Origin of the sequence: Microvirga roseola, assembly GCF_020866965.1 — a bacterium.
Lineage (GTDB): Bacteria > Pseudomonadota > Alphaproteobacteria > Rhizobiales > Beijerinckiaceae > Microvirga > Microvirga roseola.
Window position 1 is genome coordinate 1 of record NZ_JAJATX010000071.1, and the last position, 16,869, is coordinate 16,869.

The following is a 16,869-nucleotide window of genomic DNA, read 5'->3' on the forward strand; positions in this document are numbered from 1 at the left end:
CCCTGAATTAACATCACACCCGGATCACCCTCATGGGGCAGGCTAGTGCCCCATCTGGCTCTGGAGCTCGGCGGCTAAGCGCCGGGCCGCTTGGGCTTGGAACTCGTCAAGCTTCTTCTGAGCCTCGCCCTGCTCAACGCGAAGCCGCTTCACGGCCTCTTTATAGTCGCCGGTCCGCAGGCTCTTGGTAATGAACTCTTTGCCCCATAGCTCAACAAGCTCTGTGGGGACGCGCCGCCGGAAATACCAGACACCCTTCCGCAGCATAAGATTGGGATGACGCGCCATATCCTCGTCGCCCGTGTGGGACAGGTTTGTGTTACAGCGCGATCGAGAAAGCTTTGCCATTCGAGAAACTTACCGGAAAGCAAGGCTTTCGCAAGTAAGTGGTGGGCCCGGCAGGACTCGAACCTGCAACCAGACCGTTATGAGCGGCCGGCTCTAACCATTGAGCTACAGGCCCTTCCGACAGGTCGGCAAGGGATCACCATGTTCCTGTAATACATCTCCGGAGCCGTCAAGCCGCTTTTGCGATGGCATTCTGTCCTCTCGGGGCGGCTTTCCAGCGCTCCTGCGGAAATCCGGTGGGCGGTCTGGCCATGGAAGGCTGTCCCCCTCTTGATTACCGGGGATATCCGCCCTCTCTGCCCGTCACGGGCGGATCGGGAAGCCTGGAGAGGCGTTTCGCGGCTGGCCGGGCCGTGCGAGACTCTCCCCCTTGAGATGTGAGGAGAATGGCATGGGAATGCTTGTCGACGGCGTCTGGCACGACCAGTGGTACGACACCAAGGCCACGGGCGGGCGCTTCGTGCGCAAGGAGGCGGCCTTCCGGAACTGGGTGACCCGGGACGGATCGCCCGGCCCCACGGGCGCGGGCGGGTTCAGGGCCGAGCCCGGGCGCTATCACCTCTACGTTTCCCTCGCCTGCCCCTGGGCGCACCGCACCCTCGTCATGCGCAAGCTCAAGGGGCTGGAGGAGATGATCGGGCTTTCCATCGTGCATTGGCACATGCTGGAGCATGGCTGGAGCTTCGAGGAAGGGCCGGGCGTCATCCCGGATCCCATCCACGGGGCGCGCTACATGCATCAGGTCTATACCGCCGCACAGCCCGACTACACGGGCCGCGTCACGGTGCCGGTGCTCTGGGACAGGAAGGCCTCGACGATCGTGAACAACGAATCCTCCGAGATCATCCGCATGCTGAACTCCGCCTTCGACGATGTCGGGGCAAGGCCGGGCGACTATTACCCGGAGGCGTTGCGGCCCGAGATCGATGCTTTGAACGCGCGCATCTACGACACCGTCAACAACGGGGTCTACAAGGCCGGGTTCGCGACGACGCAGGCGGCCTACGAGGAAGCGGTCCGCCCCCTCTTCGATACCCTGGAATTTCTCGACGAGCGCCTGTCGTCGCAGCGCTATCTCTGCGGCCGCCTGACCGAGGCGGACTGGCGGCTCTTCACTACCCTGGTGCGCTTCGATCCGGTCTATGTCGGGCACTTCAAGTGCAACCTGCGACGGATTGCGGATTACCCGCATCTCTCGGGCTATCTGCGGGATCTCTACCAGATCCCCGGCATCGCCGAGACCGTGAACATGGAACACATCAAGCGGCACTATTACGAGAGCCACAAGACCATCAATCCCACCGGCATCGTGCCCCTCGGGCCCATCCTGGACCTCGATGCGCCGCACGGGCGCGGGCATCTGCCGGATCAGGGCTTGTAGACCTCGATCGGCTCATCGAAGCCTTCGACCGCATGTGCACCGAGCGCCGAGGGATTGCCCCAGAGATGCTCGACGAAGGCCTTCGACATGAGCAGCGGTTCACCCAGGCTCTTGTTGAGTTCCGCGATGCGGCTCGCGAGATTCACGTCGCGCCCGATCACGGTGAAGTCGAGGCGCTGGCCCGAGCCCACATTGCCGTAGGCCGCATAGCCGTGATGAAGCGCGATGCCGACATTGATCGGCACCGGAAAGCGGCCCTCGTTGTTGGCGGCCTTGATCCGCAGCAGGGCCTTGCTGGCGGCGGTGAGCGCCGATTGCGGCGCGCCGCCCGTGTCGTCGCCCCGGTCGCGGACGATGGCGAGAAGCCCGTCGCCCAGATACTTCAGCACCTCTCCGCCCTCGTCCTCGATGGGCGGCACGAGGCAGTCGAAATAATCGTTCAGGAGCTCGACCGCGCTCTCCGGGTCCAGGGTGGACGAGATGCGGGTATAGTCGCGCATGTCGGCGAAGAGGATGGCCGAGCGGATGCGCGTCACCTGTCCGCGCTGGATCGCGCCGGAGAGGATCGCCCGGTGCGGATCGTCCCCCACATAGATGCGCAGCACCTCGTCGAGCCGGTTGCTCGTGGCGCGCAGCTCCGTCACCAAGGCGAAGGAGGGCATGACGAGGCGCAGGATCGTGAGCCCATATGCGCCGAACCCTTCGGGCGAGCGGGTCGCAAAGGAGATGCCGTTCTCCGCCCCGTTGGTGAAGCGGATCGGAATGGTGAGATAGTGGCGGTAGCCCGCTTCCTCGAGTTCCGGAACGACCGGGAAGAGATCGTCCGGCGTCTCCGCGAGATCAAGGAGCAGCCATTCCCCGGTCCGATTCACATGGGCGAAGGGGCTCGTCTGGTAGACGGCCTCGCGGCGCTCCCCGTGGGGCAGGTAGCGCACCACGGCCCCCTCCTCCCGGGTCCAGAACCGCCCGATCCCGGCATATTCCGAGTGCAGGGTCTCGATGGCCGAGACCACCCGGTCGAGGGGCAGACCGAGATCGATCAGATGCTGGATAAAGCCGATCAAGACCTCGTTGGGGTCGTCCATGCGGGCGGCCGCCGTCACCAGCCAGTCCCTCAGGGCAATGACGCGCGACAGGGTCCCGGCGTCGAGGGTCCGAGCCAGGGTCAGCAGGTCGTCGGGAAGGGCTGATGAGACGGAGGAGAGCATGACAAGGCCAAGGTGTGTTGTCCCGACCGATCCTGCAAGTCGCGGGGGCGATTCGGAGCGCAAAAGCCTCTATGCACCCCAAACCGGAGATGATTTTGACAGAAATCCTCCCCCGCTTTAGATCCGCCCCATGGCAAGCATCGACACCTTCTTCGTCACCAAGATCTACCGGGCCGAACTCACCGGCGACAAAGCCTTGCGCCGCAATGCGGAGCTCGAGGCCGCCTGCCTGTCCATCGCCGAGGACGACGAGGCCGGCCAGCGCTGGTGCGCCAAGCACGGCTATCCGGGCTACACCTCCTATGCCTCGCTGAACGACCTGCCCTGGCGGGTCCCGGTCTTCGGGGATCTCCTGAAGGAGATCGACAAGCATGTGGCGGCCTACGCCAAGGAGCTGGAATTCGACCTCCAGGGCCGCAAGCTCGTCATGGACAGCCTGTGGATCAACATCCTGCCCCCCGGCGGCATCCACACCTCGCATATCCACCCGCATTCGGTGGTCAGCGGCACCTATTACGTGACGATCCCGGAAGGGGCGAGCGCCCTCAAGCTCGAGGACCCGCGCCTGGGCTTCATGATGGCGGCCCCGCCGCGCAAGGCGAAGGCGAAGCCGGAGAACCGGCAATTCGCCTATATGAAGCCCGCCCCCGGCACGGTCCTGCTCTGGGAGAGCTGGCTGCGCCACGAGGTGCCGCTGAACGAGGCCGAAAGCGAGCGCATCAGCATCAGCTTCAATTATTCCTGGCAGTAGGCACCCGTCCTCACGCCACGCGCAGCTTCGCCTCGCGCGGCAGGAAATAGGCGAGCAGCCCGATGGCCGGCAGGAACGAGATGATCCTGTAGACCGTCCCGATGCTCGTCAGGTCGGCGAGATGGCCCAGCACCGCGGCGCCCAGGCCCCCCATGCCGAAGGACAGGCCGAAGAACAGGCCTGCGATCATGCCCACCCGGCCCGGCACGAGCTCCGTCGCATAGACGAGGATGGCCGAGAAGGCCGAGGCGAGGATGAGGCCGATGATGACGCTGAGCACCGCGGTCCAGAACAGGTTCGCGTAGGGCAGCGCGAGGGTGAAGGGCAGGACGCCGAGGATCGAGAACCAGATCACGTAACGCCGCCCGATCCGGTCGCCGACAGGGCCGCCGAGCAGCGTCCCGGCCGCCACCGCGCCGAGGAAGACGAAGAGATAGATCTGCGCGTCCTGCACCGACACCTGGAACTTCGCGATGAGGAAGAACGTATAGTAGCTGGTCAGGCCCGCCATGTAGAAGTTCTTCGAGAAGACGAGCAGCATCAGGATCGCGATCGACGCGGCGACCCGCCGCCTCGTGTGAAGAGGCTTTGTCTCCGCCGGACGGGGCCTGGCCTTCATGTCGGCGAGCTTTGCCCGGTACCAGCGCCCGACCTGGAACAGGATAATCATCGCAAGCAGCGCCACCGCCGAGAACCAGGCGATGCTCGACTGCCCGAAGGGCACGACGATGAAGGCGGCGAGCAGCGGCCCGAGCGCCGTGCCCGCATTGCCGCCCACCTGGAAGACCGACTGCGCCAGGCCGTGCCGCCCGCCCGACGCCATGCGGGCGACGCGGGAGGATTCCGGGTGGAAGACGGAGGACCCCATGCCGACGAAGGCCGCCCCGGCGAGCAGCAGCGGATAGGAACCCGCCCGCGACAGCATCAGCAGGCCGAAGAGGGTGAAGCCCATGCCGATGACGAGGGAGAAGGGCTTGGGCGTTCTGTCGGTGTAGATGCCGACCAGGGGCTGGAGCAGCGAGGCGGTGAGCTGGAAGGTGAGCGTCAGAAGCCCGATCTGTCCGAAATCCAGGTGAAAATTGGCCTTCAGGATCGGGTAGATCGCAGGAAGGAGCGACTGGATCAGGTCGTTGAGGCAGTGCGAAACGCTGATGGCGGCCAGGATCGGAACGGCGACCGTCTCCGCCGTGGTGCGAACGGGAGCGACGGCGATGGCGGGCGACTTGGTGTCCATTGGCGTTTCTTGTCGGGCGGCCAAGGTCGACCTTGGCTTTCAGGCGTTTCCAAGCTGGCTATACACCAGAAAACGCTTCCGATCGCCATGATGTCACGCAAGGCTGGGTTGCCGGCCGGGTATTCCCCCGCTCATTCCTCCCGCTCGCCCCATTCGTAGATCGGCTCCGGCCCTTCGGCATTGTCCACCACCTCTTCCTCGACCTCGCGGAAGGTGATGGTGATCTGCGGGACCACGCTCTCATCCCCCTGCTGGACCCGCTCGAAGCGGAGAACGTCGTAATAGGCGCAGCGCGAGCGGCCGGGATAGGAGCGGCAGACGGCGGGACGCGCATGATAGATCGTGCAGCCGCGGGTCTTCTGGTCGAGGAAGGTGCAGGTCCGCTCGAAGATCGCGTCCTTCACCCGCTTGAGCACGCGCTCGTCCTCGAACTGCGTGGTGTAGCGGTCCCGCGCCTCCTCGAAGGAGAGGCCGAAATGCTTGGCGAGCCGGTTGATGTCGCGCTTCGTCACCACGACGCGCTCGTAGATCGAGCAGCAGAAGGCGGGGCACTTGTTGCAATCGAAATAGACGCGAGGCTGGTCGTCCTTGATGACCCGTGCGGCCATGAAAACTCCTGTCGTGGCCCGAAGCTGCGCCGGGTCGTCACTGATTGCGAGAACCCAATCCTTCGGACCGTCGGAGAGGATGCCCGAAAACTCACACCTGTACTTGGCTGAGGAGCGCCTCTCTTCAAGGGCGGGCTGCGTCAATGTAACACCCATCGAAATCGGCGGCCTTGAGCTACAGGAATCCTTACCTGCCAAGCGCGCCACAACATCTTCCCAATTGGTCCCTAGCCCGGGAGACCTTGACAATAAGCCCGTCGAATCGGGCCCCAACAATTTTGCAAAGGGGTTGTTTGATGTCTCAAGCCACGGCTTATGAGCAGTACATGCTCGAACTGGTGAATGCCGAACGCGCCAAGGTCGGCGCGCAGCCGCTCGCCTTCAACGGCGACCTCAACGAGTCGGCGGAATCGCACAGCGACTGGATGATCGCGACCGACACCTTCTCGCATACGGGCGCATCCGGTTCCTCGCCGACACAGCGCATGAAGGATGCGGGCTACAGCTTCACCGGGTCGTGGGCCTCCGCCGAGAATATCGCCTGGGCCAGCACGCGCTCGCCCACGGGCTTCCAGGACGAGGTGAAGCTCCTTCACACGAACCTGATGAACAGCGCGGGCCACAAGGCGAATATCCTCAACGCCAATTTCCGCGAGGTCGGCATCGGCTTCGAGACGGGCGAGTACAAGGGCTGGGACGGCGCTTTCGTCACGGAGAACTTCGCGCGCTCCGGCTCGAAGGTTTTCCTCACCGGCGTGGCGTTCGACGACAAGGACACCGACCGTTCCTACGACGTGGGCGAGGCGCTCGGCGGCATCGCCATCACCGCCGTGAGCAGCTCCGGCGCCAAATACGCCACCACCACGCAGAGCGCGGGCGGCTACAGCCTCGCGCTCGCGGCCGGCACCTACACCGTCACATTCACTGGCGGCGGCATCACGCCGGTGACGAAGCAGGTCACCATCGGCACGAAGAACGTGAAGCTCGACCTCGTCGATCCTTCCGCGTCCGGCACGGGAACGGCGACCTCCTCGCCGACCACGCCCACCCCAACGACGGAAACGATCACCGGCACGTCGTCCGGCAACACCCTCAAAGGCACCTCCGGCGCCGATGTCATCAAGGGTTATGGAGGCAACGACGAGCTCTACGGCTATGCCGGAACCGACAAGATCTATGGCAGCACCGGCAACGACAAGCTCTACGGGAGTTCGGGCAAGGACGTCCTCCTCGGCAGCTCCGGCGACGACTATCTCGTCGGCGGCTCGGGCGCGGACAGCTTCCGCTTCCGCGGCAAGTGGGGCTCCGACACAATCAAGGATTTCCAGAACGGCGTCGACCGGCTCGATCTGCGCAGCAACGGCCTGAGCTTCAAGGAGCTTTCGATCGCCAAGATCGACGCCGACAAGGACGGCCGCGTTGACGACGTGATCATAAAGGCCGATGGGCATTCGATCACGCTGCTGAACGAGAAGGTCTCGCTGATCGGCGCGTCTGACTTCCTGCTCTGAACCAGGCTGGAGAAACACAAGGATGAGGCGGGCTAGGGCCCGCCTTTTCCATGCCTTCCGCCAGCACCGCGAAACCGTGAAGTCGCAAACGGGTCCCAGAAGGCTTCGCAGGCGTTATTGCCGGGAGCCCTCCCCGGTCCCGTTTTCGCCAGCAATGGATGTCGTGCATGGCCTTCCTACGATCACGGCCGCTCAAGGCCGGCCTCGTCGCCGTTCTGCTCTCAGGCTGCCTGTTCCGTGCTGCGGCCCAGCCTGCACCGGCGCGGGAGCCTGACGCCAAGCTCATCGAGGAGACGGTCGAGCGCGCGAAGGGCTTGGAGAATCTCCGCTCTCTCATCGTCTCCCATGACGGCGACATTCTCGCGGAACAGTCCTTCCGCGCCCCCCCCTCGACAGCCCCGTGAACATCAAGTCCGCCTCGAAGACCGTCATCTCGGCCCTTGTGGGCATCGCCATCGACAAGGGCGTCCTGAAGGGCGTGGACCAGCCTCTCGTGTCGATCCTGGAGAACAGCGTGCCCGACGATGCGGACGAGCGCGTGTCCCAGATCACCATCGGGCATCTTCTATCCATGCGGGCCGGGCTGGAGCGCACGTCGGGCCGCAATTACGGCTCCTGGGTGAGCAGCGGCAACTGGGTGCGCAACGCGCTCTCCCGCACCTTCGTGGACGAGCCCGGCGGACGCATGCTCTACTCGACGGGCAGCACGCATCTCCTCTCGGCGGCCCTGACGCGGGCCTCGAAGCGCAGCACGCTGGAGCTTGCCCGCGACTGGCTGGGGGAACCGCTCGACATCCAGATCCCGCCCTGGACCCGCGACCCGCAGGGCATCTATCTCGGCGGCAACGAGATGGCCCTCTCGCCCCGCGCGCTCCTGCGCTTCGGCGAGATGTACCGCCTTGGCGGCGTCATCGACGGCGAGCGCGTGCTGCCGGAGAGCTGGATCAGGCAATCCTGGACACCGCGGACCAGCTCGCCCTTCACCGGCGATCCCTACGGCTACGGCTGGTTCATTCGGGAGATGCGGGGACACCCGGTCTATTACGCCTGGGGCTATGGCGGGCAGATGCTCTATGTCGTGCCGAGCCTCGACCTCACTGTCGTCATGACGTCGGACCCGTCGGAGCCCTCGCGGGTGGACAACTACGTGGGCCAGCTCCACGGCCTTATGGAGAACGGCATCATCCCGGCGGTCGAGGGCAATCCCGCAGACGCGGACGAATCGGCTGCGACGGGCTCCATAGACTGATCCTGCCGATAGCGGAGGTGTTGCCGCAAGCTTGGCCATGCTAGGAGGCCCGCGAGACCGGGGCCGGATCTCGCACCGTTGTTCCGACCGGCTCCAAGTGGCAGGAACAGGCATGACCGACAGCCCTCTTCTCCTTCGCCTTGCGGTGGCGCTCGCCATCGGGCTCCTGATCGGGCTCGAGCGCGGCTGGCGGCAGCGGGACGAGGCGGAGGGCGGGCGCACCGCGGGCCTGCGCACCTTTACGCTCACTGCCCTGCTCGGAGCCCTGTCCGCCATTCTGGCGAGCTTGACGGACGCCGTCGTGCTCGGCCTCTCCTTTCTCGGCTTCGCCCTCGGCTTCAGCGCCTTCGCCTGGCTCGAGGCGCGGACGGAGGGCAATTTCAGCGTCACCGGGGTTGTGGCCGCGCTTCTCGCCTTTGCTATAGGGGCCTATGCGGTTCTCGGCGATCTTCAGGTCGCCATTGCCGCCGGCGTCCTCGTCACGCTCATCCTGGCGCTCAAGCAGCCGCTTCACTCCTGGCTGCGACGCCTGACCTGGCTTGAGATCCGCTCCGTTCTCATCCTCCTGGCGATGACCTTCCTGGCCCTGCCGCTCCTGCCGGACCGGACCATCGATCCGTGGGATGCGGTCAACCCGGCGGAGATCTGGCTGCTCGCGATCATCATCGCCGCCATCTCTTTCGCCGGCTACACCGCCGTGCGGATCATGGGGAGCCAGGCAGGCGTCGCGCTCGCGGCGGTCGCCGGTGGGGTCGCCTCCTCGACCGCCACGACTGTGACGCTGGCGCGCATGGCGCGGGAGCACCCGGCCGCAAGCCCCCTGCTCGCGGGAGGCATCCTGCTCTCCGGCTCCGTCATGGTCCTTCGTGTGATCGTCGTGGGAAGCGCACTCAACAAGGCGCTTCTTGTCCCCCTCGCCTGGCCGCTGGGAGCCGCCTGCGCGATCCTGGCGGGAACGGGAGGCGCGCTCTTCCTCTTCCACGGGCGGGGCAGCACCGAGCGGCCCCAGCTCGATATCAAGAATCCCTTCGATCTCGGCACGGCCCTGAAGCTGGCGGGCCTCATCGCCGTCATCAGCCTTCTGGCGAAGGTCATCAGCACCGAAATGGGCGGCGCGGGCCTTATCGTGCTCGCGGCGCTCTCCGGCATCGCGGACGTGGATGCGATCACGCTCTCGCTCGCGCGCCTGTCGCAGGGCGACATTGGCCTCGCGACGGCCGTGCTCGGCATCGGCGCCGCCGCCGCCGTCAACACAGTGGTGAAGGCCGGCATGGCGTTCAGCTTGGGAACAGGGAAGGCAGGCTGGATCGTGTCAGGCGCGAGCGCCGCCGCGATTGCCGCGGGCGGCATCGCATTCGTCACGCTTGGCGCATGAAAAAGGCGGGCTCCGAGGCCCGCCTTTTCGATTGGCTTAGTTGTCCAGGAAGCTCCGGAGCTTCCGCGACCGCGAGGGGTGCTTCAGCTTGCGCAGCGCCTTCGCCTCGATCTGGCGGATGCGCTCGCGAGTCACCGAGAACTGCTGGCCGACCTCCTCGAGGGTGTGGTCGGTGTTCATGCCGATGCCGAAGCGCATGCGCAGCACGCGCTCCTCGCGCGGGGTCAACGATGCGAGAACTCGCGTCGTTGTCTCACGAAGATTGCTCTGGATCGCCGCGTCGATGGGCAGGATCGCGTTCTTGTCCTCGATGAAGTCGCCGAGATGCGAATCCTCCTCGTCGCCGATAGGCGTCTCGAGGGAGATCGGCTCCTTGGCGATCTTCAGGACCTTGCGCACCTTCTCCAGCGGCATGGCGAGCTTTTCCGCCAGCTCCTCCGGGGTCGGCTCGCGGCCGATCTCGTGCAGCATCTGGCGCGAGGTGCGGACGATCTTGTTGATCGTCTCGATCATGTGCACCGGGATGCGGATCGTGCGGGCCTGGTCGGCGATCGAACGGGTGATCGCCTGCCGGATCCACCAGGTGGCGTAGGTCGAGAACTTATAGCCGCGCCGGTACTCGAACTTATCGACCGCCTTCATGAGGCCGATATTGCCCTCCTGGATCAGGTCCAGGAACTGAAGGCCGCGGTTCGTGTACTTCTTGGCGATGGAGATCACGAGGCGCAGGTTGGCCTCGATCATTTCCTTCTTCGCCTGGCGCGCCTCGCGCTCGCCCTTCTGCACCATCATCACGATGCGGCGGAATTCCTGGATCTCCAGGCCCGTCTCGCTCGCGAGGTTGTGGATCTGCTCGCGCAGCTCGTGGATATGGTCCTTCGCCTTGGCGACGAAGTCCTTCCAGCCCCTGCCGCCGAGCTTGGACACACGCAGCACCCACTTGGGATCGAGCTCCCAGCCCTGGTAGTGCTTGAGGAAGTCCTCGCGGGCGACGCCGTGGCTTTCGGCCAGGCGCATCAGGCGGCCCTCATGGGAGATGAGCCGCTTGTTGATGTCGTAGAGCTGCTCGACCAGCGCCTCGATGCGGTTGTTGTTGAGCGAGAGCGACTTCACGGACGCGACGATGTCGGCCTTCAGCTCGCGGTACTTGCGCTCCTGGGCCGGCGTCAGCTGCTTGTTCTGCATGCGCTGTTCCACATGCTCGACCTGCAGGCGGCGCAGCTTCTTGTAGTTGTCGGCGATCGAGTCGAAGGTCTCGAGAACGCGCGGCTTCAGCTCGGCTTCCATGGCCGAGAGCGACACGTTGTTCTCCAGGTCGTCATCGTCCATCTCGCCTTCGGGCGGGGTCGCCTCGTCGCCTTCGGCGGCCTGTTCCTCGGCCTCCTCGCCGAGAGCGTCCACCTTGGGAGCGCCCTTGCCGTCCGGGCCGGCATAGGTGGCCTCGAGGTCGATGATGTCGCGCAGAAGCACCCGGCCTTCGTTGAGCTCGTCGCGCCAGATGATGATGGCCTGGAAGGTCAGCGGGCTTTCGCAGAGGCCCGCGATCATGGCCTCGCGGCCGGCCTCGATGCGCTTGGCGATGGCGATCTCGCCCTCACGCGACAGAAGCTCCACCGAGCCCATCTCGCGCAGGTACATGCGAACGGGATCGTCCGTGCGGTCCGTCGGCTCCTTGGCCGTGGTCTCGCGCACCGCGACCGCGCGGGTCTGGGAGGTCTCGACGAGATCGCCGCCTTCGACTTCGTCCTCTTCGGCCTCGGGCTGAGCGCCCTCCTCGGTCTCCTCGGCCTCAACGACGTTGATGCCCATCTCGGAGAGCTGGCCGAGCACGTCCTCGATCTGCTCCGAGGAGAACTCCTCCGGAGGCAGAACCTCGTTCAACTCGTCATAGGTGACATAGCCGCGCTTCTTCGCGAGCTTGATCATCCGCTTGACGGCGGCATCGCTCAGGTCGAGAAGCGGCCCGTCGCTTTGCGGCTCGCGCGCTGCGGTATCGGCCTCGTCCCGTTCGGTTTCCTTCGTCGCCATGCTTTGCTCTACTCCGGCGCTCCGTCCGTCCCCCCAGCGGGCTCGACGATGCGCGAATGGGCGGCAAAGCTCTGGGGCCCTACCACCCGAAATTTTTTCCCAACCATGAAACAGTCAATCGTTTGACTAACCGTTAACCATCCCCTGCTCGAACCGCTCCTGCCCGCCTCTGCCATGCTCTGACCCTGGGATGTCAATGCTCCCGGCTGGGAGCGCCGCCGTCCCGGTCGGCCTCGGCACCCTCGACGGAGGACAGCTGGTTCTGGACCTCCCGCAGCCAGGCGAGATTGGCCTCATTGTCCTCTTCGGCGAGCGCGCGTTCAGCTGCCCGAAGTTCGCTATGTAACGTGCGTGCACGACGATGCAAGGTGATCGCCTGCCGCAATGCGTCCTCAAGCCGCAAGGGATCCGCGTGCGGATCGAGCATCCAGCGGTCGCCGGGACGCACCAATGCGGTCAGTCTGTCCGCAACCGACCCTAGGCCGGCCCGCTCCAGGCGGGCCCTCATGATATCGATGTCGGCAGGCTCCCCACTGGCCGCTCCGTCGAGCAGCAGGTTACGCACTATCTGGGTGGAGCGCCCCTCAAGTTCAAGCCCTGCAAGGATTTCCGCATGATTCTGCAGGAGCTCGGGATGCACCAGGAAAGTACAGAGGATGATCGCCTCCCGCGGACTCTCGGTCGATCCGCCGGCGAAAAGCGGGCTGCGGGCGAGCAGCGGAGACACGCTCAGACGGGTGCTCGGCAGGGTCGGGGCAGGCCCGCGGCGCTCGTACCGACCTCCCCCTCCTTTCCGGTTGAACCGGTTCGGTCGGGAATCGGGATTCAGGGCCGAAAGGCGGGTCTCGACCTCCTCCCGGTAGTATTTCTTCAGGGTTTCGTCGCGAATCAGCGACAGCGATTCGCGCAGACGCCGCTCCAGGGCGGCCCTCCGCTCCGGGGTGTCGAGGGGCCCCGCCTCCATCTCCCGCGCCCAGAGGATGTCCACCAGGGGCCTTGCGGCGCCGAGGACCCGCTCCACCGCGGCCGCCCCCCCGGCCCGGGCCAGATCGTCGGGATCCTGCCCTTCGGGAAGGATAGCGAAGCGCAGGGACTTGCCCGCGGTCAGGCTCGGCAGGGCCGTCTCGAGCGCCCGGTAGGCGGCCCGCTGGCCGGCCTTGTCGCCGTCGAAGCAGAGGATCGGCTCGTCCGCCATGCGCCAGAGCAGGGTCAGCTGGTCCTCGGTGAGCGCCGTGCCGAGCGGCGCGACCACGTTGGGAAAGCCCGCGATGCTCAACGAGATCACGTCCACATAGCCTTCCACCGCGATCACCGTGCCCCGGTCATGGGCCGGCTGGCGGGCGAGGTGGTGGTTGTAGAGGAGCCGCCCCTTGTTGAAGAGCGGAGTGTCGGGCGAGTTCAGATACTTCGCCCGGGCATCGGCGCTCATGGCGCGTCCGCCGAAGGCGATCACCCGGCCGCGCACGTCGCAGATCGGGAACATCACCCGGTCGCGGAAGCGGTCGTAGGGGATCTTCACGTCCTCGCCGGATATCAGGAGGCCCGCCTCGATCATCATCTCGACGGGGACGCCCTTGCCCGCGAGATGGTCCCGCAGGGCGTGCTGCTCCGGCGGCGCATAGCCGATGCGGAAGCGTCCTTGAGTCTCGCGGCTGAGCGATCGTCCCGCCAGGTAGTCCCGGGCCTTCGCCCCGAAGCGGCCCTGGAGGGAGGCCTCGAAGAACTCGGTCGCCAGTTCCATGACGTCGTGGAGGCTCTTGCGCCGGACCTCCTCCGCCCGGTCCTCGCGGGTGAGCCTGGGCAGCGGCACACCGGCTTCGCCCGCCAGCCGCTCCACGGCCTCGGGGAAGGAGAGCCCCTCCGTCTCCATGAGAAAGGTGAAGATGTCCCCGTGCTTGCCGGAGGAGAAGCAATGGTAGAACTGCTTCTGGTCGTTCACGTAGAAGGACGGCGTCTTCTCCGCGTTGAAGGGCGAGAGCCCCTTCCACTCGCGCCCCGCCTTCTTCAAGCGCACGCGCTTGCCCACGACAGCCGAAACCGGCAGCCGAGCGCGGATCTCTTCCAGAATTTGGGGCGGGTAGCGCACGAGGCGTAAATCTCCAAACCTCGTCCTTAAACTAGGGCGCTGGAATCGAGAAAAGCCGAGGCTTGCTGTGCCCGCAATCCACAGGGCCCCACCGTCTCCGGGCTGGCCCCGATATCTTTCGCTGAGTGCCTGCGAGAAACCGGCGGCGCCGGTGAACCCGGCGCCGCCATGTCTTGCCTCACGCGACGGTGAGCTTCACGTCGATGTTGTTGCGGGTGGCGTTGGAGTACGGGCAGACCTGGTGGGCCTTTTCCACCAGCGCCACGACCTCATCCCGCTCGATGCCCGGCAGGGAGACATCGAGAGCGATCTCGAGGCCGAAGCCGCCTGCCGCCCGCGGACCGATGCCGACGGTGGAGGTCACGGTGGCCTCCGCCGGGATCTTGGGTCCGCCCTGGGAGGCGACGAACTTCAGCGCGCCGAGGAAGCAGGCCGCATAGCCGGTAGCAAAGAGCTGCTCAGGGTTGACGCCCTCCCCTCCGCCGCCGCCCAGCTCCTTGGGCGTGACGAGCTTGACGTCGAGCGCACCGTCGAGGGTGCCGGAGCGGCCGTCGCGTCCACCGGTAGCGCGGTAGAGGACATTCACGGACATTGGGCTTTCCTTTTCTCGGGTGAAGATCTGACTATTTTGATCGATATCCAACTAATCGTGCACGATATAAATGGCACGAGTCGACCGCACCGTCAACTGCTTGCGATTTGATCGCATACGATTTATGTATCGCGCAGGAGATCCCCCATGCCCGATACGACCGCCTCGACGGATTCCCTGAAGCTCGTCGACTTCCTGTGCTTTGCCGTCTACGCCACGAACCACGCCTTCGGCCGGGTCTATAAGCCGCTGCTCGACCGCCTGGGGCTGACCTACCCGCAATATCTCGTGATGGTGGCCCTCTGGGAGCAGGACGACCAGACCGTGGGCGGCATCGGGGACAGGCTCTTCCTTGAATCGAGCACCCTCACCCCGCTCATCAAGCGGCTGGAGGCCATGGGCCATGTGCAGAGGAGCCGGGATCCGCGCGACGAGCGCCAGGTCCGCGTGCGGCTGACGGACCAGGGACGCGCCCTGCGCCAGCAGGCCGCCGAGGTTCCGGCCTGCATTCTCGAGGCGACCGGCCTCACGCCCGAGGCGCTCGGCCGCCTGCAGGTCGATATCGTCCGGCTTCGCGACCACCTGATGCAGGCGAAGTCCTGACGCCGTTCGAGGAAGGCTGCCCCGCGGCCGGCTGACGGCCGCGCCCCTGACATTTTGCCCGATCCGGAACACTCGCCCGCGCGCACGGCCCATGCCATAAGCCCGCCGCAACCTTCCAAGGCTTTTTAGTACCCCCATGATTCGCGTCGAGAACGTCACCAAGCAGAACAGCCACCGGATTCTCTTCATCGAGGCTTCCGCAACCCTCCAGAAGGGGGAGAAGATCGGCCTGGTCGGCCCCAACGGCGCGGGCAAGACGACGCTCTTTCGCATGATCACCAAAGAGGAGCAGCCGGACGAGGGCCAGGTCTCCACCGATCGCGGCGTCACCATCGGCTATTTCAGCCAGGATGTGGGCGAGATGGCGGGCCGCAGCGCCGTGGCCGAGGTGATGGACGGAGCCGGTCCCGTGAGCGAGGTCGCGGCCGAACTCCGGGAGCTGGAGGCCGCGATGGTCGATCCTGACCAGGCGGACAACCTCGACAAGGTCATCGAGCGCTATGGCGAGGTGCAGGCGCGCTACGAGGAGCTCGACGGCTATTCCCTGGAAGGGCGCGCGCGGGAGGTCCTGGCGGGCTTGGGCTTCAGCCAGGAAATGATGGACGGCGACGTGGGCGCTCTCTCCGGCGGCTGGAAGATGCGCGTGGCGCTCGCCCGCATTCTCCTCATGCGTCCGGACGTGATGCTCCTCGACGAGCCGAGCAACCATCTCGATCTCGAAAGCCTGATCTGGCTGGAGGAATTCCTTCAGGGCTACGAGGGCGCGCTGCTCATGACCTCCCACGACCGCGCCTTCATGAACCGCATCGTCAACAAGATCCTGGAGATCGACGGCGGATCGCTCACCACCTATTCCGGCGATTACGAATTCTACGAGCAGCAGCGCGCGCTCAACGAGAAGCAGCAGCTGGCGCAGTTCGAGCGCCAGCAGGCGATGCTGGCGAAGGAGATCAAGTTCATCGAGCGCTTCAAGGCGCGCGCCTCGCATGCCGCGCAGGTGCAGAGCCGGGTCAAGAAGCTCGACAAGATCGAGCGCGTGGAGCCGCCGCGGCGCCGCCAATCCGTGGCCTTCGAGTTCCTGCCCGCGCCGCGCTCGGGCGACGACGTGGTGATGCTCAAGAACGTCCACAAGCGCTATGGCAACCGGAGCATCTACGAGGGGCTGGATTTCGCGGTGCGCCGCAGGGAGCGCTGGTGCGTCATGGGCGTCAACGGCGCGGGCAAGTCGACGCTCCTGAAGCTCGTGACGGGCAGCGCGGAGCCCGATGACGGGACGGTCACGATCGGCGCCAGCGTGAAGGTGGGTTATTTCGCCCAGCACGCCATGGAGGTGCTCGACGGCGACCGCACGGTCTTCGAGTTCCTGGAGGATTCCTTCCCGCAGGCAGGCCAGGGCTCGCTGCGCACGCTCGCCGGCTGCTTCGGCTTCTCGGGCGACGATGCGGAGAAGAAATGCCGCGTGCTCTCGGGCGGCGAGAAGGCCCGCCTCGTCATGGCCAAGATGCTCTACGACCCGCCGAACTTCCTGGTGCTCGACGAGCCCACCAACCACCTCGACATCGCGACGAAGGAAATGCTGATCGAGGCGCTGTCGAAATACGAAGGCACCATGCTCTTCGTCTCCCACGACCGCCACTTCCTCGCCGCCCTCTCCAACCGCGTCCTCGAACTCACGCCGGAGGGCAACCATCAATACGGCGGCGGCTACACGGAATACGTGGCCCGCACCGGCCAGGAAGCGCCGGGCCTGCGGCACTAGGGCGGCGGGACTTTCGGCCCGCCCCTTTTCGGCGCAGCGGCAACCGGGATCCCCTTCCCCTCCGCTGCGCTTCGGCCGGGAATGACACTCCCCAGAGCCGACACCCTCCTCATCACCGGCCCTGTTCCGGTGATCC

Annotated in this window: 15 protein-coding genes and 1 tRNA gene; 8 read left to right on the plus strand and 8 right to left on the minus strand. The window is 65.6% G+C overall.

Going from position 1 to position 16,869, the window contains the following annotated elements; genetic code table 11:
- Positions 1–42: 42 nt before the first annotated feature.
- A complete protein-coding gene (locus LG661_RS21940) occupies positions 43–288 on the minus strand; it encodes a DUF6538 domain-containing protein (protein WP_230534144.1) in 246 nt (81 codons plus the stop codon).
- A gap of 99 nt (positions 289–387) precedes the next feature.
- Positions 388–463: transfer RNA gene (locus LG661_RS21945), tRNA-Ile, on the minus strand.
- 276 nt (positions 464–739) lie between these two features.
- Between LG661_RS21945 and LG661_RS21950 the strand changes: the two genes are divergently transcribed.
- Positions 740–1,729 carry a glutathione S-transferase family protein gene (locus LG661_RS21950; protein WP_230534145.1) on the plus strand — a complete coding sequence of 330 codons (990 nt, stop codon included), beginning with the start codon at positions 740–742 and terminating at the stop codon, positions 1,727–1,729.
- Here the strand turns inward: LG661_RS21950 and LG661_RS21955 are convergent.
- Positions 1,717–2,937 (minus strand): adenylate/guanylate cyclase domain-containing protein, encoded by a 1,221-nt coding sequence (locus tag LG661_RS21955; protein ID WP_230534146.1) that lies wholly within the window; start codon positions 2,935–2,937, stop codon positions 1,717–1,719. The two genes, LG661_RS21950 and LG661_RS21955, sit on opposite strands and share 13 nt — an antisense overlap.
- Before the next feature lie 130 nt (positions 2,938–3,067).
- Here LG661_RS21955 and LG661_RS21960 point away from each other — a divergent pair, with 130 nt between their 5' ends.
- A complete protein-coding gene (locus tag LG661_RS21960; protein ID WP_230534147.1) occupies positions 3,068–3,688 on the plus strand; it encodes a TIGR02466 family protein in 621 nt (206 codons plus the stop codon).
- Positions 3,689–3,698: 10 nt separating this feature from the next.
- Here the strand turns inward: LG661_RS21960 and LG661_RS21965 are convergent, their stop codons facing one another.
- Together LG661_RS21965 and LG661_RS21970 are read right to left on the minus strand one after the other, a co-directional pair.
- Positions 3,699–4,922 carry an MFS transporter gene (locus LG661_RS21965; RefSeq protein WP_230534148.1) on the minus strand — a complete coding sequence of 408 codons (1,224 nt, stop codon included), beginning with the start codon at positions 4,920–4,922 and terminating at the stop codon, positions 3,699–3,701.
- Between the two features lie 131 nt (positions 4,923–5,053).
- On the minus strand, positions 5,054–5,530 hold the full coding sequence (locus tag LG661_RS21970) for a YkgJ family cysteine cluster protein (RefSeq protein ID WP_230534149.1): 477 nt from the start codon (positions 5,528–5,530) through the stop codon (positions 5,054–5,056).
- Between the two features lie 296 nt (positions 5,531–5,826).
- Between LG661_RS21970 and LG661_RS21975 the strand changes: the two genes are divergently transcribed.
- The 4 genes from LG661_RS21975 (at position 5,827) to LG661_RS21985 (ending at position 9,665) form a co-directional block, all read left to right on the plus strand.
- Positions 5,827–7,041, plus strand: a complete 1,215-nt coding sequence (locus LG661_RS21975) for a CAP domain-containing protein (RefSeq protein WP_230534150.1) — start codon at positions 5,827–5,829, stop codon at positions 7,039–7,041.
- Between the two features lie 167 nt (positions 7,042–7,208).
- Entirely contained in the window at positions 7,209–7,445 is a 237-nt protein-coding gene (locus tag LG661_RS25270; protein ID WP_322098906.1) for a hypothetical protein, read from the plus strand.
- The gene (locus tag LG661_RS21980) at positions 7,442–8,290 is read left to right on the plus strand and encodes a serine hydrolase domain-containing protein (protein WP_322098907.1); all 849 of its coding nucleotides are present in this window, start codon (positions 7,442–7,444) and stop codon (positions 8,288–8,290) included. Before LG661_RS25270 ends, LG661_RS21980 begins: the two co-directional genes overlap by 4 nt.
- A gap of 112 nt (positions 8,291–8,402) precedes the next feature.
- A complete protein-coding gene (locus tag LG661_RS21985; protein WP_230534151.1) occupies positions 8,403–9,665 on the plus strand; it encodes an MgtC/SapB family protein in 1,263 nt (420 codons plus the stop codon).
- A gap of 36 nt (positions 9,666–9,701) precedes the next feature.
- Here LG661_RS21985 and rpoD read toward each other — a convergent pair whose 3' ends face one another.
- From rpoD to LG661_RS22000, 3 genes are all read right to left on the minus strand, one after another.
- Entirely contained in the window at positions 9,702–11,693 is a 1,992-nt protein-coding gene (gene rpoD, locus LG661_RS21990) for an RNA polymerase sigma factor RpoD (protein ID WP_230534152.1), read from the minus strand.
- Between the two features lie 193 nt (positions 11,694–11,886).
- Complete coding sequence (dnaG, locus tag LG661_RS21995) at positions 11,887–13,779, minus strand: DNA primase (RefSeq protein ID WP_230534153.1); 1,893 nt, start codon at positions 13,777–13,779, stop codon at positions 11,887–11,889.
- Between the two features lie 178 nt (positions 13,780–13,957).
- Complete coding sequence (locus tag LG661_RS22000) at positions 13,958–14,371, minus strand: organic hydroperoxide resistance protein (protein WP_230534154.1); 414 nt, start codon at positions 14,369–14,371, stop codon at positions 13,958–13,960.
- A 147-nt stretch (positions 14,372–14,518) separates the two neighbouring features.
- Here LG661_RS22000 and LG661_RS22005 point away from each other — a divergent pair, with 147 nt between their 5' ends.
- A complete protein-coding gene (locus tag LG661_RS22005; RefSeq protein ID WP_230534155.1) occupies positions 14,519–14,974 on the plus strand; it encodes a MarR family winged helix-turn-helix transcriptional regulator in 456 nt (151 codons plus the stop codon).
- Between the two features lie 136 nt (positions 14,975–15,110).
- Entirely contained in the window at positions 15,111–16,733 is a 1,623-nt protein-coding gene (locus tag LG661_RS22010; RefSeq protein WP_230534156.1) for an ABC-F family ATP-binding cassette domain-containing protein, read from the plus strand.
- Positions 16,734–16,869 lie beyond the last annotated feature (136 nt).